Origin of the sequence: Oligella sp. HMSC09E12 (assembly GCF_001808505.1) — a bacterium.
GTDB classification, from domain to species: domain Bacteria; phylum Pseudomonadota; class Gammaproteobacteria; order Burkholderiales; family Burkholderiaceae_B; genus Oligella; species Oligella urethralis.
The window spans coordinates 61650-78692 of sequence record NZ_KV793587.1; the positions used below are offsets into that span (position 1 = coordinate 61650).

Here is a 17043-nt window from a genome sequence, read left to right on the forward strand (position 1 = left end):
TGGGATGGAACTTTTACATTATGGTTACAGTTAAACCTACAAAAGCCATCATTATGTTTGATAAAAACAACAAATCAAAAAAATTTCATTTGATCGCAACCAAGCATAGCATTTTTTTGCAATAAAAAACCGGAATCTCCTTTAAAAGAAATTCCGGTTTTGAGCTGTGAGCTTAGCTCCTCAATGGCGCTGGTAGCTATGCTATTAAGATGTTAGTAGTGACTCTTCTTTAAAGCGATGGCCTAAGTGTACATCCTCCATGATGCCTTGAGGGTCCTTGCCAGTTAGTAAATAGTGCAAGGTATCGTAGACCGAACGTCGTTCATGACCAAAGGGTAGGGGATCCTTGCCGCGGAAGAAGAGCCCTTTACGCAAGTCACCGTTAAATGCGTCAATTAATCTGTCATCGATACAGAACTGACCAATTTTGGAAATACCGTCACGTAGACCACACACACTTAAGCAGTTTACATCATTACGACAACGGCGTTGATCCGCTTTGGCTGCGCCCTGTAAACGCTCAACGTTTTGTAAATACTTTTGTAGGAAAGGGGTCATCACGGCACGAGCAGGTAAGCCGGCCACTGAAATAAACTCCACCACATCCTCAGGATTAGCGCCAACCAAGGTTTCTTTAAAGTTTTCGTGGGCATCACCCTCGTGCGTGACGGCAAAGGCCGTGCCGATTTGCACTGCATTAGCGCCCCATGTTTTTAGGGCAGTGTGGATTTTCTTAACCTTGGCCATGCCGCCTGCAAGAATTAAAGGGATTTTTTCACTTTCTAAGCCAAGATTTTTGAAAACTTCTAAAGTTTCCTCAATAACACGGCTGAACGTAAAGCGATCGTTACCTAGGTCGGTTAATTGCGTGGCACCTAAGTGACCACCAGCGTGGTTAGGGTGCTCAATCACAATGGCATCAGGTAGGCGATTTTTCTTCATCCAGCGCTTTAAGACAATATTAATACCGCGGGACTCGGACAAAATAGGAAATAAACAAACATCCGGATGGTCTACCGTCAGATCAGGGAGATCGGTAGGGATACCAGCGCCCATCACAATAGCATTTGCACCGGATTCGCATGCCTGCTTAACTAAAACCTCATAGTCGGTTACCGCCTTCATGACGTTAACCGCAATCATGCCTTTGCCTTCTGAGAGTGCTAAGGCCTTTTTAACCTCACGGTCAAGCGCAATAAGATTTAAACGTGTGTGCTTGTCCTTGTGTGCATCTCGATTAGACTCTTCAAGTAAGTCCGGATGAAGATGGCGTAAATCAATACTCGCAATGGTTCCAATCGCCCCTTGGCGTGCTACGGCACTGGAAAGGCTGCTGGCAGAAATACCCACACCCATACCTCCTTGAACGATAGGGAGTAGTTTTTTGCCTCGAATAATTAGTGGATCATAAGGGTGTTGCATCAAAGTTTTTACCTTTATTGAGAACCGACATATAAATAAGTTGCTAAGCGTTTGTCAATTGTTTGTATTGCTTTAATCTCAGTCTGCCTATTTTAGTGCTTTTGCTACGGTTCTACAGTAATTAGCGTCGTATCGTGAGAAAGAATCTACTCTCTAATACCCGACTAAAATAGTGCGATATATTAAGGCTATATTGTATCTTAGCATTTTAACGCTAAGTTGACGATATATATTGGGAATTTATCGGCTTATCAGTCAAGGTGAGGCGAAGAATGGTGTAATAACAACGAAAAATATCAGGCGCTAAGTATGAGTTGATGCATTGTAGCTTTCATTACTTTAAAAGTAAATAAATATTGCTATTAATAAGCAATAGCAATAATCGTTTGAACTTATAGCATGCCTCATTAAAATTAATTCATCAAATGTTGTACTAACAATTTATCCTAGAGAGGGGATAGTTATGAAAGCCAAGAAATTAACCTTATTAGCCGCTATTTTATCTGCCTTTGCATTAACTGCGTGTGATAAAGCTGAGGATAAAGCAGCGCCAGCGACACCACCAGCCACTGAAGCGCCCGCAAGCACGACCGCACCTGCCACCTCGACAGACTCTACGGCCGATGCTACTAAACCGGACACAGAGATGAATCAAGCAGATAAAGCAGCGCAACCGAAGTCTGATACCGCTGAAAAAGTTGAAGAAAAAATCGAATCTGCTAAGGAAGCGACCGCAGAGGCTTTAGAATCGGCCAAAGAGTCCACAGCTGAGGCCCTAGATTCAGCGAAAGAAAGCGCTAAAGATATGATGAAGAGCGCCCGTGAAAAAACAGCTGAAGCCGGCGATAAAATTAAGGAAGTAAGCGCCGAAGCTAAAGAAAAAACAGCTGAAGCTGGTGAAAAAATTAAGGAAGCCACTGCCGAAGCCAAAGACAAGGCTGACGAGGCCCTTGAAAATGTACGTCAAAGCTTTAGTGGCGAGACCGGTGTTGATGCAAGCGTTGACCCTAAAGAGCCGATTGAGCCTAGCGTGACGACACCTGCTGCCACAACGGATATGAATAGTACACAGGAGTCAACACATAAGCCTAGTGATAATCCAGACTTAGTGGGTCAAGTCATTAAAGAGCATGAAGAAAATAAAGAAAAGAGAATCGAGACTCAACCCGTTGAGCCAGCAGCAGCGCAACAATCAGAGGCTGAAAAAGCCTTAGAAGAGGTTAAGGAAGCCGGCGTTAAAGTACGCGATGCGGTTCAGGAAAATGTAAAAAAAGCGGAAGATGCTATTAGCAACAGCACCCAGGAATATACTACAGCACCAGTTGAAACGGACTCCCAAGCAGGTACTGTAAAACCACAGCAATAGTGTCCGCATTCTTTTGATAAGATTAGGTCCCGAGTTGTGTTAAGTCGCCTCGGGACTTTTTTTCATTTAAAATGGACGTGATAGGTTTTTAAATAAGGATGTACGATGAAAGCTCAGTCATTTTTTGAAGAGTTCCAAAAGGGGATTCAGGATTTAATTGCTAAAAGCCCAGCCGCTGATATTGAGAAAAATGTCAAAGCCTTTATGGCGCAAGGTTTTTCCAGATTGGATCTAGTGACTCGTGAGGAGTTTGATGTACAGGTTGCGATGGTTGAAAAGCTCCGTCAGCGCATCACTGCCTTAGAAGCCTTGTTGGCTGAAAGGGATCAACACGAGAACAAGACTTCGCCAACAGAGGATTAAGTTGTGACTGGCCGTTAGCTAGACACGGCGTTGAGGCATACAAAGCAAAGGGGCTGGATTAGATATCAGCCCCTTTACTTGTTAGTAGCTTGAAGACAATCAGTTATCAAAGAAGTTTAGCACCGCATCTAAACCACTATGATTGATGCTAAAACGCGCTGCTTCTTGTACTTTAGGTTTAGCCATATAAGCCACGGAATAATGCACCTGAGACATCATCGGTAGGTCATTGGAGCCGTCACCAATGGCAATACACTGCTCGGGACTGGCACCTAATTGCTCCATTAGCGCAGCGAGGTAATTTTTCTTAGCTGCACCATCCAGAATATCGCCTAACACGCGACCACTGAGTTTATTATCCAGTACTTCCAATTGATTAGCATAGGCGTAGTCTAGCTTTAGTCGCTCTTTCAGGCGTGAGGTAAAGAAGGTAAAGCCACCGGATACTATTAGGGTGGTAATACCATGCTTTTGTGCTGTTTCAATCAGCCTTTCAGCGCCGGGGTTTAAGCGTAAAATATCGCTATAAATCGTTTGCAGGCAATCGGCTGAGGTGCCTTCGAGTAGGGCCACTCGTTTGAGCAGGCTTTCGCTGAAGTTTTTAATTTCACCACGCATGGTGGCTTCGGTGATTGCTGCGACTTCCTTTTTGCGCCCAGCACAACCGGCGATTTCGTCAATACACTCAATATTGATAAGGGTAGAATCCATATCCATGGCGAGGATCTTAATATCGCTTAGTGCACGCAGTTGATCCAGCACGGCCCAATCTACTTTGTGTTGTGTGCACCACTGCTTAATCTCAGCTAATTGAGATTCATTGAAACCGTTTAAACGAATAACATGATTACGCACCTGAATCACTTGCTCGGCTTCTGCAATGGCAGCGATTTGTTCACGCAACTGTGAGTCTAAAATAGGTGACTGTAAAACCAAGTATCTCATTGACGCTTTCCTTGAAGATAAGATGTGTTTAGTAATAGCTCATTCTAGCGCAGGCACAGTAAAGGAATATTAATTATGCCTGGCTAGCCTAATCTGGTAAGTAATTCTTATTTAGTTTGCTACCGCATTTTGCGGGCTTAGCTGCAAGCGACCTAGTATGGATGCGATTTCTTGGATGCGTTGCTCCAGTTTCCAAGCTGCTTTAAGCTCAATCTGAATTCGTTCCGGTCCTTTAAAATGAATGTGCTTATTTTTTTGCACCAAATCAATCAGGCTGAGCGGATCGACCTGAGAGGATTGATTAAAGGTGATAATGGCTTGCTCATCACCAATATCCACCACGCTAATACTAAATGGCTCTGCTAGTATCCGTAGGCGATGGGTGGATAGTAGGTTTTTGACCTCGTCTGGCAAGCTACCGAAGCGATCGATCAGCTCCTCTTGCAGATTGCGCAAATCTTCCAGTGAGGCGGCATGTGCCAGACGCTTATAAATGGATAGACGTGCATTCACATCAGGACAGTAATCGCTAGGTAGTAGGGCTGACGCGTGTAGTCTGACCTCACAGCTCTGATCAAAGGGGGATTCATAGTTTGGTTCTTTGCCATCTTTCAGCGCTTTAATCGCTTTATTCAGCATCTCAGTGTATAGCGAGAAGCCGATTTCTTGAATATTGCCGGATTGCGCTTCTCCGAGAATTTCACCCGTACCACGAATTTCCAAGTCATGCATGGCAAGGTAGAATCCCGAGCCCAGTTCCTCCATTGATTGAATCGCCTCTAATCGCTTACGCGCGTTACTGCTTATGGCATCTTCGCCCGGTGTTAGTAGGTAGGCATAGGCTTGATGGTGAGAGCGACCAACCCGTCCCCGTAATTGGTGCAACTGGGCAAGACCGAGTTTATCTGCACGGTGAATAATGATTGTATTGGCACTTGGTACATCAATACCGGTTTCAATGATGGTGGTGCACAGCAAAATATTGTAGCGTTGCTGATAGAAGCCTTTCATCACCTGTTCGAGCTCACGCTCGGACATTTGACCATGGGCTACGCCAATACGTGCTTCGGGCAAGAGTTCTTGAAGGTGGACGGCTCGGTTCATAATGGTAGAGACTTCATTGTGTAGAAAGTACACCTGACCGCCGCGTTTTAATTCACGCAAGCAAGCTTCACGGATGGTCGAATTGTCTTCACGCCGGACAAAGGTTTTAATTGCCAAGCGCTTTTCGGGGGCGGTTGCAATAACTGAAAAATCGCGTACACCTTCGAGTGACATGCCAAGGGTCCGTGGAATCGGTGTCGCCGTCAGGGTCAGAATATCGACTTCAGCTCGTAAGGCCTTTAAGGCTTCTTTTTGACGTACACCGAAGCGGTGCTCCTCATCAATAATCACTAAACCAAGGTTTTTAAATTTCGTACCTTTGGCTAGAATTTTATGCGTGCCGACCACAATATCCGTGGTGCCTTTGGCTAGACTCTCTAATACCTGTTGTGTTTCCTTACCCGTGCGAAAGCGTGATAACTCAGCCACCGTCACCGGCCAATCAGCAAAGCGGTTGGCAAAGGTTTGTGCATGCTGCTCGGCTAAGAGGGTGGTAGGGCACAACAAGGCGACTTGTTTGCCGTTCGCCACGGCAATAAAAGCGGCGCGTAAGGCAACCTCGGTTTTACCAAAACCCACATCACCGCAGACTAATCGATCCATTGGTTGGTCGGACGTCAAATCCGCAATGACCGCCTCAATGGCTGCTGCCTGATCCGGGGTTTCTTCAAACCCAAAGCCATCGACAAAGGCTTGGTAGTCGCTTAACGGTAATTTAAAGGCCACCCCTTCACGGGAGGCACGGTGCGCATAAAGATTAAGTAGTTCTGCGGCAGTATCTCGCACTTTAATAGCAGCTTTTTTCTTGGCCCGATCCCATTGCCCTGAGCCTAGGGTATGTAAGGGCGCATTTTCGGGATCGGCGCCACCATAACGTGAGATCACATGGAGTTGGGAGACGGGTACGTAGAGTTCACTGTGATCGGCGTATTCTAATTTCAGCATTTCTACCGGTCCCTCATCACCAACCTCCATATTGACCAAGCCAAGATAACGCCCAACCCCATAATTAACATGCACGACCGGGTCGCCGGCGGTTAACTCAGCCAGATCACGCACCATAAAATCGACGTTGCTCTGTCTTTCTTGTCGACGACGTTGTAGGCGTGAAACGGCAGTTTCGGGATAAAGATCGCCTTCAGTCAGTAACACGATGTGCTCTTCGGGCAAACTAAAGCCCTGATAGAGCGGGGCAACCACTAAAGAAAAAGGAGCTAAGTCTTTTTTGTTGGCGCGAATTTGCTCTAGTGAATGAATCTTGGCATCGGGTGTGAGCGCCTGTTCGCTTAGAAGCTGGAGCAGGGTTTCACGACGTCCAGGGCTATCGGCGCAGAGTATGGTACGAGTACCTGTTTGCAGTAATAATTGCTCTAGCTTATAAAAGGGCTGTTGAGCACGTGATTGTACTGCTACGTCCGGACTTGGTTTGATACTAGGATGCTCTGCCTCGTTGTTCCAGTGAATGCGAGCAAACTTGGCCAAACCAGCAAAGAACTGCTCAACACTCAGGTATAAATCCTCTGGCGCTAATATCGGTCGTTCACTATCGTATTTTAAAAACTCATAACGACTGCGGGTATCCTCATGAAAAGACTGAATGGTACTTTCAAGCTCACCCACAGTCAGACAAATTGTACCCTCTGGCAAGTAATCGAATAGCTTGGCAGGCTCAGCATAAAAGAGTGGCAAATAATACTCTACCCCAGCAAAGGCAATGCCATTACTGATATCGCGGTAGGGGATAGCCTTTGAGGGATCGCCTTCAAAGCGTTCGCGGAATTTAGCGCGGAAGTGGTTACGTGCACTCTCATCCATTGGAAATTCACGCCCTGGCAGCAGTTTCACTTCATTGACTGGGTAAAGACTGCGCTGCGTATCCACATCAAAGGCACGGATACTATCGATTTCGTCATCAAATAAATCGAGACGGTAGGGTACGGCAGAACCCATGGGGAATAGATCGATCAAGCTGCCACGAATACTAAACTCACCGGCGGCAGTGACTTGGGCGACATGCTCGTAATTAGCTAAAATCAATTGCTCTTTTAAGGCTTGTTCCTTTAGGCGTTGCCCCTTTTTAAAAGAAAAAGTATAGGCGGCAATAAATGATACGGGCGCTAAACACGCTAGGGCGGTGGTGACCGGCACCACTAAAATATCCACCTCATGTTGACCTAAGGCATGGAGTGCCAGCAGGCGCTCAGAAATCAGATCCTGATGCGGGGAAAAAGCATCATAAGGCAAGGTTTCCCAATCGGGGAAGTGTAAACAGTTTAAACTTGGATTAAATACCTTGATTTCATTGACAAGGCGTTTGGCCTGAAGCGGGTCGGCGCAGAAGACGACAATGGTGTGCTCGCTTTGTTGCGCCATTAAGCTCAAGAAGTAGGCGTCACCTGAGCCGGCAGGGCGAGGTGCGACATAGCGTTGGCCTACTTTTAATTGCTTTAAAAGGGATTCAATGGATTGTTCTAGCTGTGAGGGGCGATCCGAAGTTGCAGACATACTGTGGTGTGTTTATAAGCGATGAAAATTTCTTGGGTGAGTGGATTACGCTCTCTTTCAAAAAAAATAGTAGGAGGGCGTTCAATGCTTTTAAAAAAGCGAGGCTTATATTTTAGTACAGAGCTCATCATGCTGTCGCTTGTTGTATGATGTTATCTGTTTTAGTTGTGAGGTCGCATAAAAGAGTAAAAAATGAGCTTAATCGCATTAATTCCAGCTGGCGGTGTGGGTGAGCGCGCTATCGATGAGCAACATCGCACGCCCAAGCAGTACCGCAAGATTGTCGGTAAATCGTTGCTACAACATTCCGTGGAGGCTTTATTAAGCGATCCGCGGGTTGAAGGCGTGCATATTGGTGTGGCCCCAGCAGATCCTTTGATTGAGGCGGAAACAGCGCAGCTCGGTACGCAGGTGAGTATTCACCGTAGTGGGGGCGAGAGTCGGGCGCAAACTGTGTTACAGACCCTATTGGCTATTGAAGAGACCCGGGGACTAAGCCAGGAGGACTGGGTGTTGGTACATGATGCCGCACGTCCGGGCTTAGCCACAGCGGCTTTGACGGCACTTATTGATACCTGCTTAGCGCAACAGTATGGTGGTATTTTAGCCTTACCAGTACCGGACACGGTCAAGCGTATGCTTGCGACTGAGGCTAAGGCGGCTGATGCGATTGCTCGGATTCAGGAAACGGTGCCGCGTGACGGTCTTTGGCTAGCCCAAACACCGCAACTATTTAAGGCGATTGAATTAAAAGAGGCTTTGCAACGTGCTTTAGCGGAGTCAGCGGAGATTACGGATGAAGCGAGTGCCATGGAGTATGTCGGTCAGCAACCGTTATTGGTTCGTGGTCACGCCGAAAATTTTAAAATAACGTGGCCTCAGGATTTCCATTTGATGGCGCAGTATTTAACACAGGATTTGGAGTAAGTAGTGAAGATTCGTATTGGACAAGGTTTTGATGTACATGCATTGGTGGAGGGGCGTCCCTTGATTTTGGGCGGTGTGACTATTGAACATACTAAGGGTTTAATGGGTCACTCGGATGCCGATGCCTTATTACATGCGATTACCGATGCTATTTTAGGGGCCGCTGGTTTAGGCGATATTGGACGTTTGTTTCCTGATACTGACCCGCAGTTTAAGGATGCGGATAGTCGGGTGTTATTACGTGCAGCCTATGCGCAGGTTAAGGCAGCCGGTTGGCGCGTGGTCAATGTGGATGCAACGATTCATGCACAAGCACCAAAGATCAAGCCACATGCAGCGGCCATGGTGGCGAATATCGCTGCCGATCTCGAGATTGCGGAAGATTGTGTCAATATCAAAGGCAAGACCAATGAAAAACTAGGTCATATAGGCAGAGAAGAGGGGATTGCGGCTAATTGCGTGGTGCTGTTAATGGCACCTTAAACCTATACCAGAAAGGCTCGCGCTTCTTGCATAGCAGACAAAAATGCTCCGAGTAGATGAAATACTCGGAGCATGCTCAACGAATGAGTTATGGTTGTGACGAGGGTTTATTCAGCACTGACTTCAATCGCCATCGCTGCTGCATTAACCACCGCGGCAATGCGACCAATGTCTTGCATTTGCTCCGTGGTCCAACCGGCCTCTTTGGCAATTTTGTAGTGTGAAGCGACGCAGAAATGACATTTACCGATAATTGAGGCAGCCAAGGCAAAAACCTCAAAGCGTACTTTATCAATACCACCGTGTGTGGCATAGGCATTCATGCGTAGTTTGGCAGGCAAGGATTGTAATTGTTGATCACCGGCCATTTCACCGTAAGGATAATAGACGTTATTCATCGCCATCAGGGCAGCAGCCGTTAAGGCAGCATTGGCATCTTCTTCGCTAAGTCCTTGTTTAAATTGTTCAACCAAGAACTTGCTTTTTGCTGCATAGGCACTGGCCAAAGCAACACCCAGGGCATCTTCTGGTTTTAAGGAAGAGCGGGCAATGGTACCGTCAATATTTAAACGAATGTCTTTAGCAAAATCAGGGATAGCTTTTTTAATCGTAGTTAAGAATTCCATCTTGATCTCCAATCAATTGTCTTTGATAGTTCAGGCTCTAAGTAAAAGTACCTGAAACCCTCAGTTTTTGGGCAATAAAAAGCACCCGCAAAATCTTGGAGCCTAGGCTCGCTATCAAGGGGTGCTAGGTTTAGTAGAGCGACTGAGAAACTCAGTCGCTATGGTGCAAAGACGAGGCGATTATAGCGTGTCGCCACCGGCTTGACGGTTGCACGCACATAGTTCGTCAGTTTGTAAACCGTCTAGGATACGTAAAACCTCTTCAGGGTTACGACCAACGTTTAAGTTGTTAACTGAAACGTGCTGGATGGTGTTGTCAGGGTCAACGATGAAAGTAGCACGGTAAGCAACACCATTTTCAGGGTCACGGATACCTAATTGGTCGATTAAAGAACCAACCGTATCAGCGAACTGATAGTGACCTAATTTGTTTAAATCAGGGTGCTCACGGCGCCATGCTAATTTACAAAACTCGTTATCCACAGAACCGCCCATCAATACCGCATCACGGTCTTCAAAGTCAGAAGCGATGTTGTTAAAACCTACGATTTCAGTAGGGCAAACAAAGGTAAAATCCTTAGGGTAGAAATAGATAACTTTCCATTTGCCAGGGAATGAGCTCTCAGTGATCTCTTCAAAAGCTGATACGCCATTTTCCTCGTGATTGTTAAAACCTGGCTTAACACCAACAACTTTAAATGCTTCTAATTTTTCACCAATCGTTTTCATAAATAAAATCCTCTTTAAAAATAGGTTTAAGAATACTGCTGTCATCGCAGTCAAGAAACACTATTGCTTGACCTGATAGTTATAATTATACACTATTAACTATTTTTGTCTAATAGTATATTTCTATGGCTAGGTTTAGGTAACTCTATTCTACATAAGAGTCCATGGGGTTCATTTTGTAATAAACTGATGGTACCACCAGCGGATTGCAGGAGGCGTTTACAGATAGCAAGACCTAAACCGGCACCATTCACATTACTACGTGCCGTATTGCCGCGAGCGAAGGGGCGCATCAGACGGGCAATTTCTTTGGGGTTGACACCTACTCCCTGGTCCGCCACATCAATCAATATACTCTGTCCCTTGGGATATAGCTTGACGCTGATGTTCAGCTCACCATTGTCAGAACGGCCGTAGCGGCGAGCGTTTTCGATGAGGTTGCCAACCACGCGAATAAGATTGATCTCTTTAATATTGGCATAGATATTCGGTGTGATCTCGTAGGTCAAAGTGCCGTCTCGGGATTCGGTATACACTTGATCACGCTCACATAGTTCAAGAATGGGTTGCGAGATATTGATCGCCTCTTTTGGTGACTCACCGGTCGGGCGTGCGTACTCAAGTAGTTGATCGATACAATGCTCAATCTGATCCATGTCGCCATCAATGCCGCTGCGTGCCTCATCATCTAAGCCACTTAATTCTAACTCAAGCCGCATGCGGGCTAGGGGCGTGCGTAGGTCATGTGAAATGCCTGCCAACATCACCTCGCGGTCGGATTCAGCAGCACGTAAATCCACCGCCATCTGATTAAAAGCACTAAAGAGTTCAACAATTTCTGTCGGACCGGAATCGGTTGCTAAGGCGGTTATATTTTCACCGCGAGCCACCTTTTTACTGGCATTAGCTAATTGCTTGAGTGGCTTTGTCAGCATACGTACGGATAAGGCAGCACCGAAGAGGGCAATACCTAGGGTAATAAATAACCAGCTCAGCCCTTCATTGAGTAAGTTTGGCAAAAGCTCCTGTCGATACTTCACCAGTAGCCAATAAAGCTCGTCCTCTACCCTAAAGCCTATCCAAAGCCCCTGTTCTCCACTGAGCTCAGCGGCAATAATTAAATCGGGCGTATGAATTAGTTGCGATAAGCGACCTTTGAGTAAACTCTCAAAACGTGACTCGCCAAAGGGAATATAGGGGTCGCCTGGTTCACGTGGGAAAACTTGCGTGTCACCCGGTGTGGCTAACTGGATAGTGAGGGCTGAACGATTTTCTTTGGCGGCGTATTGAATCGATTTTTGGGCAATATTTAAGGCGCTGGCCGCCCGTTCCGCGAGTTGGTCAGCACGGTGCTCTTCGAGCGCATTAACAGTCACCATGCCCCACACCGAGAGACTCAAAATCATAAAGGCCGTGATGATCAAAAAGGCACGGCCAAAAAGACCTAAGCGCGGTTGCGGTATGCTGATGCGAGGCTTGCTTGCTTTAGGCGTTTGGGACGGCGAAGCCGCTTCAGTTTGAAGCGGCTCCGTGGATGCATCCTTTATTGTATTACTTCTCAGTACTGACATCGCCACCATCCGGGATAAAGACGTAGCCTAAGCCCCAAACGGTCTGGATATAAACAGGCTTGGCCGGATTAGGCTCAAGTAATTTACGTAATCTGGAGATTTGCACATCTAAGCTGCGATCAAACGCCTCATACTCACGACCGCGCGCTAACTCCATCAATTTATCACGCGATAAGGGCTCTCGTGGGTGACGGGCAAAGACCTTGAGCACGGAGAACTCACCGGTGGTGATAGGTATCACTTCTTCGCCTTTGTATAAGGTGCGATTTGATAGGTTAAGCGTATAAGGGCCGAAATCAATGGATTCATTAGTCTGGCTCGGAGCACCTGGGTGCTCATCAGCAGCACGACGGCGTAAAACGGCATTTAGACGCGCCAATAACTCGCGCGGATTAAAAGGCTTAGGTAGGTAGTCGTCGGCACCCATCTCTAAACCGAGAATACGGTCAATTTCCTCAGATTTGGCGGTCAACATAATAATTGGCGTTTGATCGCCAGCGCCGCGTAAACGACGACAGATGGATAGGCCGTCTTCCCCGGGTAGCATCAGGTCTAAGATTAATAGATCAAAACGCTCACGCTGCCAGTATTTTGTCATTTCCTTGCCATCTTCGGCGACAAATACATTAAAACCCTGTTCGGTTAAATAACGACGTAAAAGATCGCGTAGACGGGCATCATCATCAACAACGAGGATTTTGCGAGGGGAAGTAGTTTGAGTATTCATCTGTTTATCTTTATAAAAATTCAAGGGAATAATCGATTAAAATTTAATCAGCTAGTGACTGCTTTACCGACCAGATCGACGCTTAAAACTAGGGCATCAATTTAAAAATCGGCTGATAAAACAGTAAATAGTTAAAATAAAATATGTTTAGCCTAATTGTAAATCACGACTTGGATTAGTGTCTAATGTTAAGCGGAACATAGATGAAACAAAGCGTTGCAAGATGCAAGCGAGTTCTTGCGCTGAAGCCGTGAATTTTCAGTAAAATAGCATCATGAAAAAGTATCTCTTAGCCATCGAAAGCGCCGCCTCCGAATCCAGTGTGGCCATCGTAGAAGTGCATCCCCAGCTTAACTCAGAGGGTCTAAGCGTTTATAAGGTAGCCCGTGAGTGGCTGGCTTATAATCGTTCGGGCTCATTGGATCATGCCGAGCAGCTCTTGCCCTTGCTTGATAGCTTATTGGCTGAGGCGGCGATTACAAAAGCGGAGCTCGCAGCCGTAGCTTTTAATCAGGGACCCGGTGCTTTTACTGGTCTGCGCATTGCGTGTGGCTTAGCGCAGGGGATGGCATTGGGTTTGAATTTGCCACTGATTCCGATTGATTCCTTGCGTGCCACCGCCCAGTTGGCCTTAGATTATCTATTAGCGACTAAGCAGATAGCTTGTGCCAAACAAAACACGGCGGACAATAAAAAAAGTGCTCATGTCGATTATGTTGTTACACTTTTGGACGCGCGCATGAGTGAAGCGTATATGGCGATCTACCAATTAAGGCCGGTGGCTGACTGTGAGCAGGGTACCTTTGATCTCAAGCAGGTGCAAAAGCCTAGTCTTATTGCTATTAATGATGTGTTGATGTGGTTGGATGGGCAGCGGATGTATGATGATCGTCGTTTGTTTTTCTGTGGTAATGCACTGGCGGTCTATGCTGAGGAGTTGGCAAGGAGTTTTGAGCAGAAAAGCTTTGATTTTACGGTGCTACCCGATCAAGTGACGGAGTGGCCTAGTGCTGGGGTAATTGCTCAATTAGCGCTTGAAAAATGGCAGCGTGGTGAGGCGATTGAAGCGCATTTAGCCGCACCTATTTATTTGCGCGATAAAGTCGCCTTTACTGAAAAAGAACGTGCCGCCGGCCTGATTGGTAATCCCTCCGCCGCATTGCCGGAGGCTACTCAATCACCTCCTGCGGATGAGCTTGATGCCAAGCCGTCTGCAGCTCACAGAGTATTTCAGCTAGCGCATGAGCACTATCAGCTGCGACCGATGCGTGAGGAGGATATTGCCGCTGCCTTGTTGATTGAGCAGACGGTACAGGACTACCCTTGGACCCGGGGTAATTTTAAAGATAGTCTTCGTGCGGCTTATCCTGCCTGGGTGATTGAGCAAAAGAAGACGAGTGTTGAGCAAGCGGATGCGTCACAACGGATTGTTGGCTTTGCCATTCAAATGTTAGCACCGGATGTGGCGCATGTGCTTTTAATTGCTGTGGAACCGTCCCTGCAAGGTGCGGGTTTAGGTAGTTTATTATTAAAGACTTTGGAGCAAAATGCCTTAGCGCATGGTCTGGATAAGCAAATTTTAGAGGTGCGTGATTCGAATCTACAAGCCCAGCGTTTTTATTTAAGACATCGTTATGCGGTGATTGGCAAGCGCAAGGGCTATTATCGTGAAGTCAGTGGTAGCAGTGAGGATGCCATTGTGCTGGAAAAGCAGCTTAGTCCGGAGGATGCTGCCCTTGACGCCTTTGAGTTGATGGTGAGCACTGAACCATTGGATAAGGCTGCGCCATGATTGCTGATAGTTTAAATCCGATACAGCAGCAACTACTGACAGAGTTAGGCATTAATTATCTGTGGGGCAGGAGTTTAGCGCCTAATTTACAAAGGGTGCCAACACAGTCTGTGCCCAAGTCATCCGCACAGGCGCTAGCGGCAGTGGATGTAGGCGTAGATACAGTACAGGTGGCGACGCAAGCAGCGGAGGCGGCAAGCGCTGAATCGGCGCAAGCGGCTGCTGAAACGGCACGCAAAATGTTGCAACAAGCACGACATCGCCTACCGGAGCTGGCAAAATCCTCCCCAGTGGTGGCTACGCCAGCCGTAGCTTCAGCCAGGACAGCATCAGAGGGGGCAACGCAAGCACAAGCTGCTGTATCCAGCGCTGCGCTTAGTTTGCAGGAGCTATCTTGGCAAGCGCTCATGTCCTATGCGGCGGAGTGCTATGGTAGTGCCCTTAGCGAGGCGAGCCGAGCGGCAATTTTTTCAGCCGAAGCGCAGGAACCTAAGGCGGATTGGCTATTTATTGAGCAATTACCTAGTACCTCAAGCTATCATCAAGCAGAGGCTGCCTCAGTTGATGCGGATAGACTTTTTGAGGCGATGTTGAGTGCATTGGCATTGCAGCGGCATGAGGTTCAGCGTTTGCCTTTGTTGGTGTATGATGCGGCGCATGAGCCTCGTACTGGCAAGGATCCGGCCTCTGCATTGTCGTTGATTTTTATTGAGCAACTTAAGCGTATCCGCCCGCGATGTATTGTGGCGTTTGGTGATGCGGCGGCGGCATTACTTGCGGTGGATAGTGGTTTACTGGCTTTAAGACGGCAGGAGCTCGTGTTTGAGCACCCAGCGCTTGGCAGTATCCCGGTAGTAGCAACCTTTTCACCGCAGTATTTATTACTTCATAGCTCAGAAAAGGCGCAAAGCTGGCAGGATTTAAAGCGTGCCCGTCGGCTTATTCGCGCTCAGGACGAGTGCCAAAGCGCCTCTTAACTAATAATATGCTGCTGTTGCCCATGGGCGGTTGAGCCGATCTCGGAAAAGACCTGTGGATAGACCTTTTGATTATGCTTGGCAAGCAACATCACTAAGCCCATCATCACCACCACAAGGGCACCAAAGATATAAATAATGGTATAAATCGAGTAGTTCAGATGCACCATGACGGCATAGGCACCTACCATTAATAAAATATTTAATTGCTCATTGAAGTTTTGTACTGCAATGGAATGGCCTGCAGATAACAGCACATGACCGCGATGCTGTAATAGGGCATTTAAAGGCACCACAAAATAACCGGATAAGGCGCCGACCCAGATAAGTAGCGCAATTACTTGCCAGCCAGGTTGCACAAAATTCATCAGGAGCACGCTTAAACCCATCAATACTCCCACGGGTAATACGCTTAGCGTTTGTTCTAGTCTCACTCTAGAGGCGGCGACTGCACCAATGACGGTACCTAAGGCAGCGACCCCCATCAACATGGCAGAGCCCTCCAGCGTATAGCCTAGATGCTCCTCGCCCCATTTAAGAACGACTAGCTGTAAGGTGGCGCCAGCACCCCAGAACAACGTGGTCACCGCTAAGGAAATTTGACCGACAGGATCCTTCCAGAGAATGCGTACATAACCGCTAAACACACCAATTAGGCGAATTGGATTACGCTCCTGACGTGGATACTTAAAGCGAGTGTCGGGAATCATGAGATTGCAGAGGGCGGCTAATAAATAGATAAAGCCAACCACAACAATGCCCGCTTCCGCTGGTGAAGCCGCAAAGAAATCAATTAATTTGATGCTCATCAAGGCGTCGGCCACGCTATCGCGTGTTAAAAAGCCACCCAACATCACACCCACAATAATGGAGATAACGGTGGTTCCTTCAATCCAGCTATTGCCCTTGACCAAGTCCTTAGGTGGCAGTAATTCAGTGACAATGCCGTATTTTGCCGGTGAATAGGTGGCGGCACCAATGCCAACAATGCCATAGGCTAAACAGACGACGTAGGCATTGGTGAGATTACTAAAGCCAAGGAGTGGGAAAGCAAACATCATCAGACAGCCGATGAGCTTGATGGAATTAGTGATAAACATCACTCGGCCTTTAGGAATGGAATCGGCAAAGGCACCGACAAAGGCCGCTAAAATCACATAAGCAAAGGCAAAGAACCACTTCATGACCGGCGTCAGCCACTCCGGTCCCTGTAGTTCCATAATCAACGCGATAGCGACAATAAACAAGGCATTATCAGCTAGAGATGAGAAGGTCTGCGCTAGCATGACCGTGTAAAAACCTCTCTTCAACTCAACTCCACCTGATACTGTTGTTCATACAATAAATAAGCGCAACTCAATCTGCTTTACCGTCAATTCTTAAAATGATTACTGTAACATAGCTATAAAATGAAATTTTATATTGATGCCAAAAGTCAGGATAAAGTCAGCGAATATGCTTTGTGCTGCGATAAAATAGCTCCTTTGCTAAAAAGCATTCATGCTA

At 46.9% G+C, this 17043-nt stretch carries 14 protein-coding genes; 6 read left to right on the forward strand and 8 right to left on the reverse strand.

The genetic code is table 11. The features are described 5' to 3' along the window. Positions 1-204: 204 nt before the first annotated feature. Positions 205-1422, reverse strand: a complete 1218-nt coding sequence (locus HMPREF3179_RS07095; RefSeq protein WP_036557209.1) for an NAD(P)H-dependent flavin oxidoreductase — start codon at positions 1420-1422, stop codon at positions 205-207. A gap of 463 nt (positions 1423-1885) precedes the next feature. Between HMPREF3179_RS07095 and HMPREF3179_RS07100 the strand changes: the two genes are divergently transcribed. Together HMPREF3179_RS07100 and HMPREF3179_RS07105 are read left to right on the forward strand one after the other, a co-directional pair. After that, complete coding sequence (locus tag HMPREF3179_RS07100; protein WP_070470356.1) at positions 1886-2788, forward strand: prolipoprotein diacylglyceryl transferase; 903 nt, start codon at positions 1886-1888, stop codon at positions 2786-2788. A 105-nt stretch (positions 2789-2893) separates the two neighbouring features. Beyond that, positions 2894-3151, forward strand: a complete 258-nt coding sequence (locus HMPREF3179_RS07105; protein WP_018026327.1) for an accessory factor UbiK family protein — start codon at positions 2894-2896, stop codon at positions 3149-3151. 99 nt (positions 3152-3250) lie between these two features. On the opposite strand, the gene serB is transcribed toward HMPREF3179_RS07105, so the two are convergent. Then, positions 3251-4096 carry a phosphoserine phosphatase SerB gene (gene serB / locus HMPREF3179_RS07110; protein ID WP_070470358.1) on the reverse strand — a complete coding sequence of 282 codons (846 nt, stop codon included), beginning with the start codon at positions 4094-4096 and terminating at the stop codon, positions 3251-3253. 111 nt (positions 4097-4207) lie between these two features. Continuing rightward, positions 4208-7705 carry a transcription-repair coupling factor gene (mfd, locus tag HMPREF3179_RS07115; RefSeq protein ID WP_070470360.1) on the reverse strand — a complete coding sequence of 1166 codons (3498 nt, stop codon included), beginning with the start codon at positions 7703-7705 and terminating at the stop codon, positions 4208-4210. A 192-nt stretch (positions 7706-7897) separates the two neighbouring features. On the opposite strand from mfd, the gene ispD reads away from it, so the two are divergent. Both ispD and ispF read left to right on the forward strand, forming a co-directional pair. Continuing rightward, positions 7898-8632 carry a 2-C-methyl-D-erythritol 4-phosphate cytidylyltransferase gene (gene ispD, locus HMPREF3179_RS07120; RefSeq protein WP_048768429.1) on the forward strand — a complete coding sequence of 245 codons (735 nt, stop codon included), beginning with the start codon at positions 7898-7900 and terminating at the stop codon, positions 8630-8632. A 3-nt stretch (positions 8633-8635) separates the two neighbouring features. Next, positions 8636-9115: a 2-C-methyl-D-erythritol 2,4-cyclodiphosphate synthase gene (gene ispF / locus HMPREF3179_RS07125; RefSeq protein ID WP_018026331.1), complete on the forward strand. Its 480-nt coding sequence runs from the start codon at positions 8636-8638 to the stop codon at positions 9113-9115. 107 nt (positions 9116-9222) lie between these two features. On the opposite strand, the gene HMPREF3179_RS07130 is transcribed toward ispF, so the two are convergent. From HMPREF3179_RS07130 to ompR, 4 genes are all read right to left on the reverse strand, one after another. Further along, positions 9223-9741 carry a carboxymuconolactone decarboxylase family protein gene (locus tag HMPREF3179_RS07130; protein ID WP_036557201.1) on the reverse strand — a complete coding sequence of 173 codons (519 nt, stop codon included), beginning with the start codon at positions 9739-9741 and terminating at the stop codon, positions 9223-9225. Positions 9742-9921: 180 nt separating this feature from the next. Further along, positions 9922-10470, reverse strand: coding sequence for a peroxiredoxin (locus tag HMPREF3179_RS07135; protein ID WP_018026333.1), 549 nt, complete (start codon positions 10468-10470; stop codon positions 9922-9924). 95 nt (positions 10471-10565) lie between these two features. Beyond that, positions 10566-12041, reverse strand: a complete 1476-nt coding sequence (locus HMPREF3179_RS07140) for an ATP-binding protein (RefSeq protein ID WP_246824413.1) — start codon at positions 12039-12041, stop codon at positions 10566-10568. Next, a complete protein-coding gene (gene ompR, locus HMPREF3179_RS07145; RefSeq protein ID WP_070470363.1) occupies positions 12022-12768 on the reverse strand; it encodes an osmolarity response regulator transcription factor OmpR in 747 nt (248 codons plus the stop codon). The genes HMPREF3179_RS07140 and ompR overlap by 20 nt, the downstream gene beginning before the upstream one ends. 274 nt (positions 12769-13042) lie before the next feature. Here ompR and tsaB point away from each other — a divergent pair, with 274 nt between their 5' ends. Continuing rightward, a complete protein-coding gene (tsaB, locus tag HMPREF3179_RS07150; RefSeq protein WP_070470365.1) occupies positions 13043-14560 on the forward strand; it encodes a tRNA (adenosine(37)-N6)-threonylcarbamoyltransferase complex dimerization subunit type 1 TsaB in 1518 nt (505 codons plus the stop codon). Beyond that, on the forward strand, positions 14557-15537 hold the full coding sequence (locus HMPREF3179_RS07155; protein ID WP_070470368.1) for a uracil-DNA glycosylase family protein: 981 nt from the start codon (positions 14557-14559) through the stop codon (positions 15535-15537). The genes tsaB and HMPREF3179_RS07155 overlap by 4 nt, the downstream gene beginning before the upstream one ends. Here HMPREF3179_RS07155 and lplT read toward each other — a convergent pair. Then, on the reverse strand, positions 15534-16847 hold the full coding sequence (gene lplT / locus HMPREF3179_RS07160; RefSeq protein WP_026156814.1) for a lysophospholipid transporter LplT: 1314 nt from the start codon (positions 16845-16847) through the stop codon (positions 15534-15536). The two genes, HMPREF3179_RS07155 and lplT, sit on opposite strands and share 4 nt — an antisense overlap. Positions 16848-17043: the final 196 nt, after the last annotated feature.

Excerpts from the sequence above, each read along its gene's own strand:
- HMPREF3179_RS07100 (WP_070470356.1), top strand. The coding sequence starts at position 1,886 with ATGAAAGCCAAGAAATTAACCTTATTAGCCGCTATTTTATCTGCCTTT.
- HMPREF3179_RS07095 (WP_036557209.1), bottom strand. The coding sequence starts at position 1,422 with ATGCAACACCCTTATGATCCACTAATTATTCGAGGCAAAAAACTACTC.
- serB (WP_070470358.1), bottom strand. The coding sequence starts at position 4,096 with ATGAGATACTTGGTTTTACAGTCACCTATTTTAGACTCACAGTTGCGT.
- ompR (WP_070470363.1), bottom strand. The coding sequence starts at position 12,768 with ATGAATACTCAAACTACTTCCCCTCGCAAAATCCTCGTTGTTGATGAT.
- HMPREF3179_RS07155 (WP_070470368.1), top strand. The coding sequence starts at position 14,557 with ATGATTGCTGATAGTTTAAATCCGATACAGCAGCAACTACTGACAGAG.
- HMPREF3179_RS07105 (WP_018026327.1), top strand. The coding sequence starts at position 2,894 with ATGAAAGCTCAGTCATTTTTTGAAGAGTTCCAAAAGGGGATTCAGGAT.
- HMPREF3179_RS07140 (WP_246824413.1), bottom strand. The coding sequence starts at position 12,041 with ATGTCAGTACTGAGAAGTAATACAATAAAGGATGCATCCACGGAGCCG.
- mfd (WP_070470360.1), bottom strand. The coding sequence starts at position 7,705 with ATGTCTGCAACTTCGGATCGCCCCTCACAGCTAGAACAATCCATTGAA.
- HMPREF3179_RS07135 (WP_018026333.1), bottom strand. The coding sequence starts at position 10,470 with ATGAAAACGATTGGTGAAAAATTAGAAGCATTTAAAGTTGTTGGTGTT.
- ispD (WP_048768429.1), top strand. The coding sequence starts at position 7,898 with ATGAGCTTAATCGCATTAATTCCAGCTGGCGGTGTGGGTGAGCGCGCT.
- tsaB (WP_070470365.1), top strand. The coding sequence starts at position 13,043 with ATGAAAAAGTATCTCTTAGCCATCGAAAGCGCCGCCTCCGAATCCAGT.
- HMPREF3179_RS07130 (WP_036557201.1), bottom strand. The coding sequence starts at position 9,741 with ATGGAATTCTTAACTACGATTAAAAAAGCTATCCCTGATTTTGCTAAA.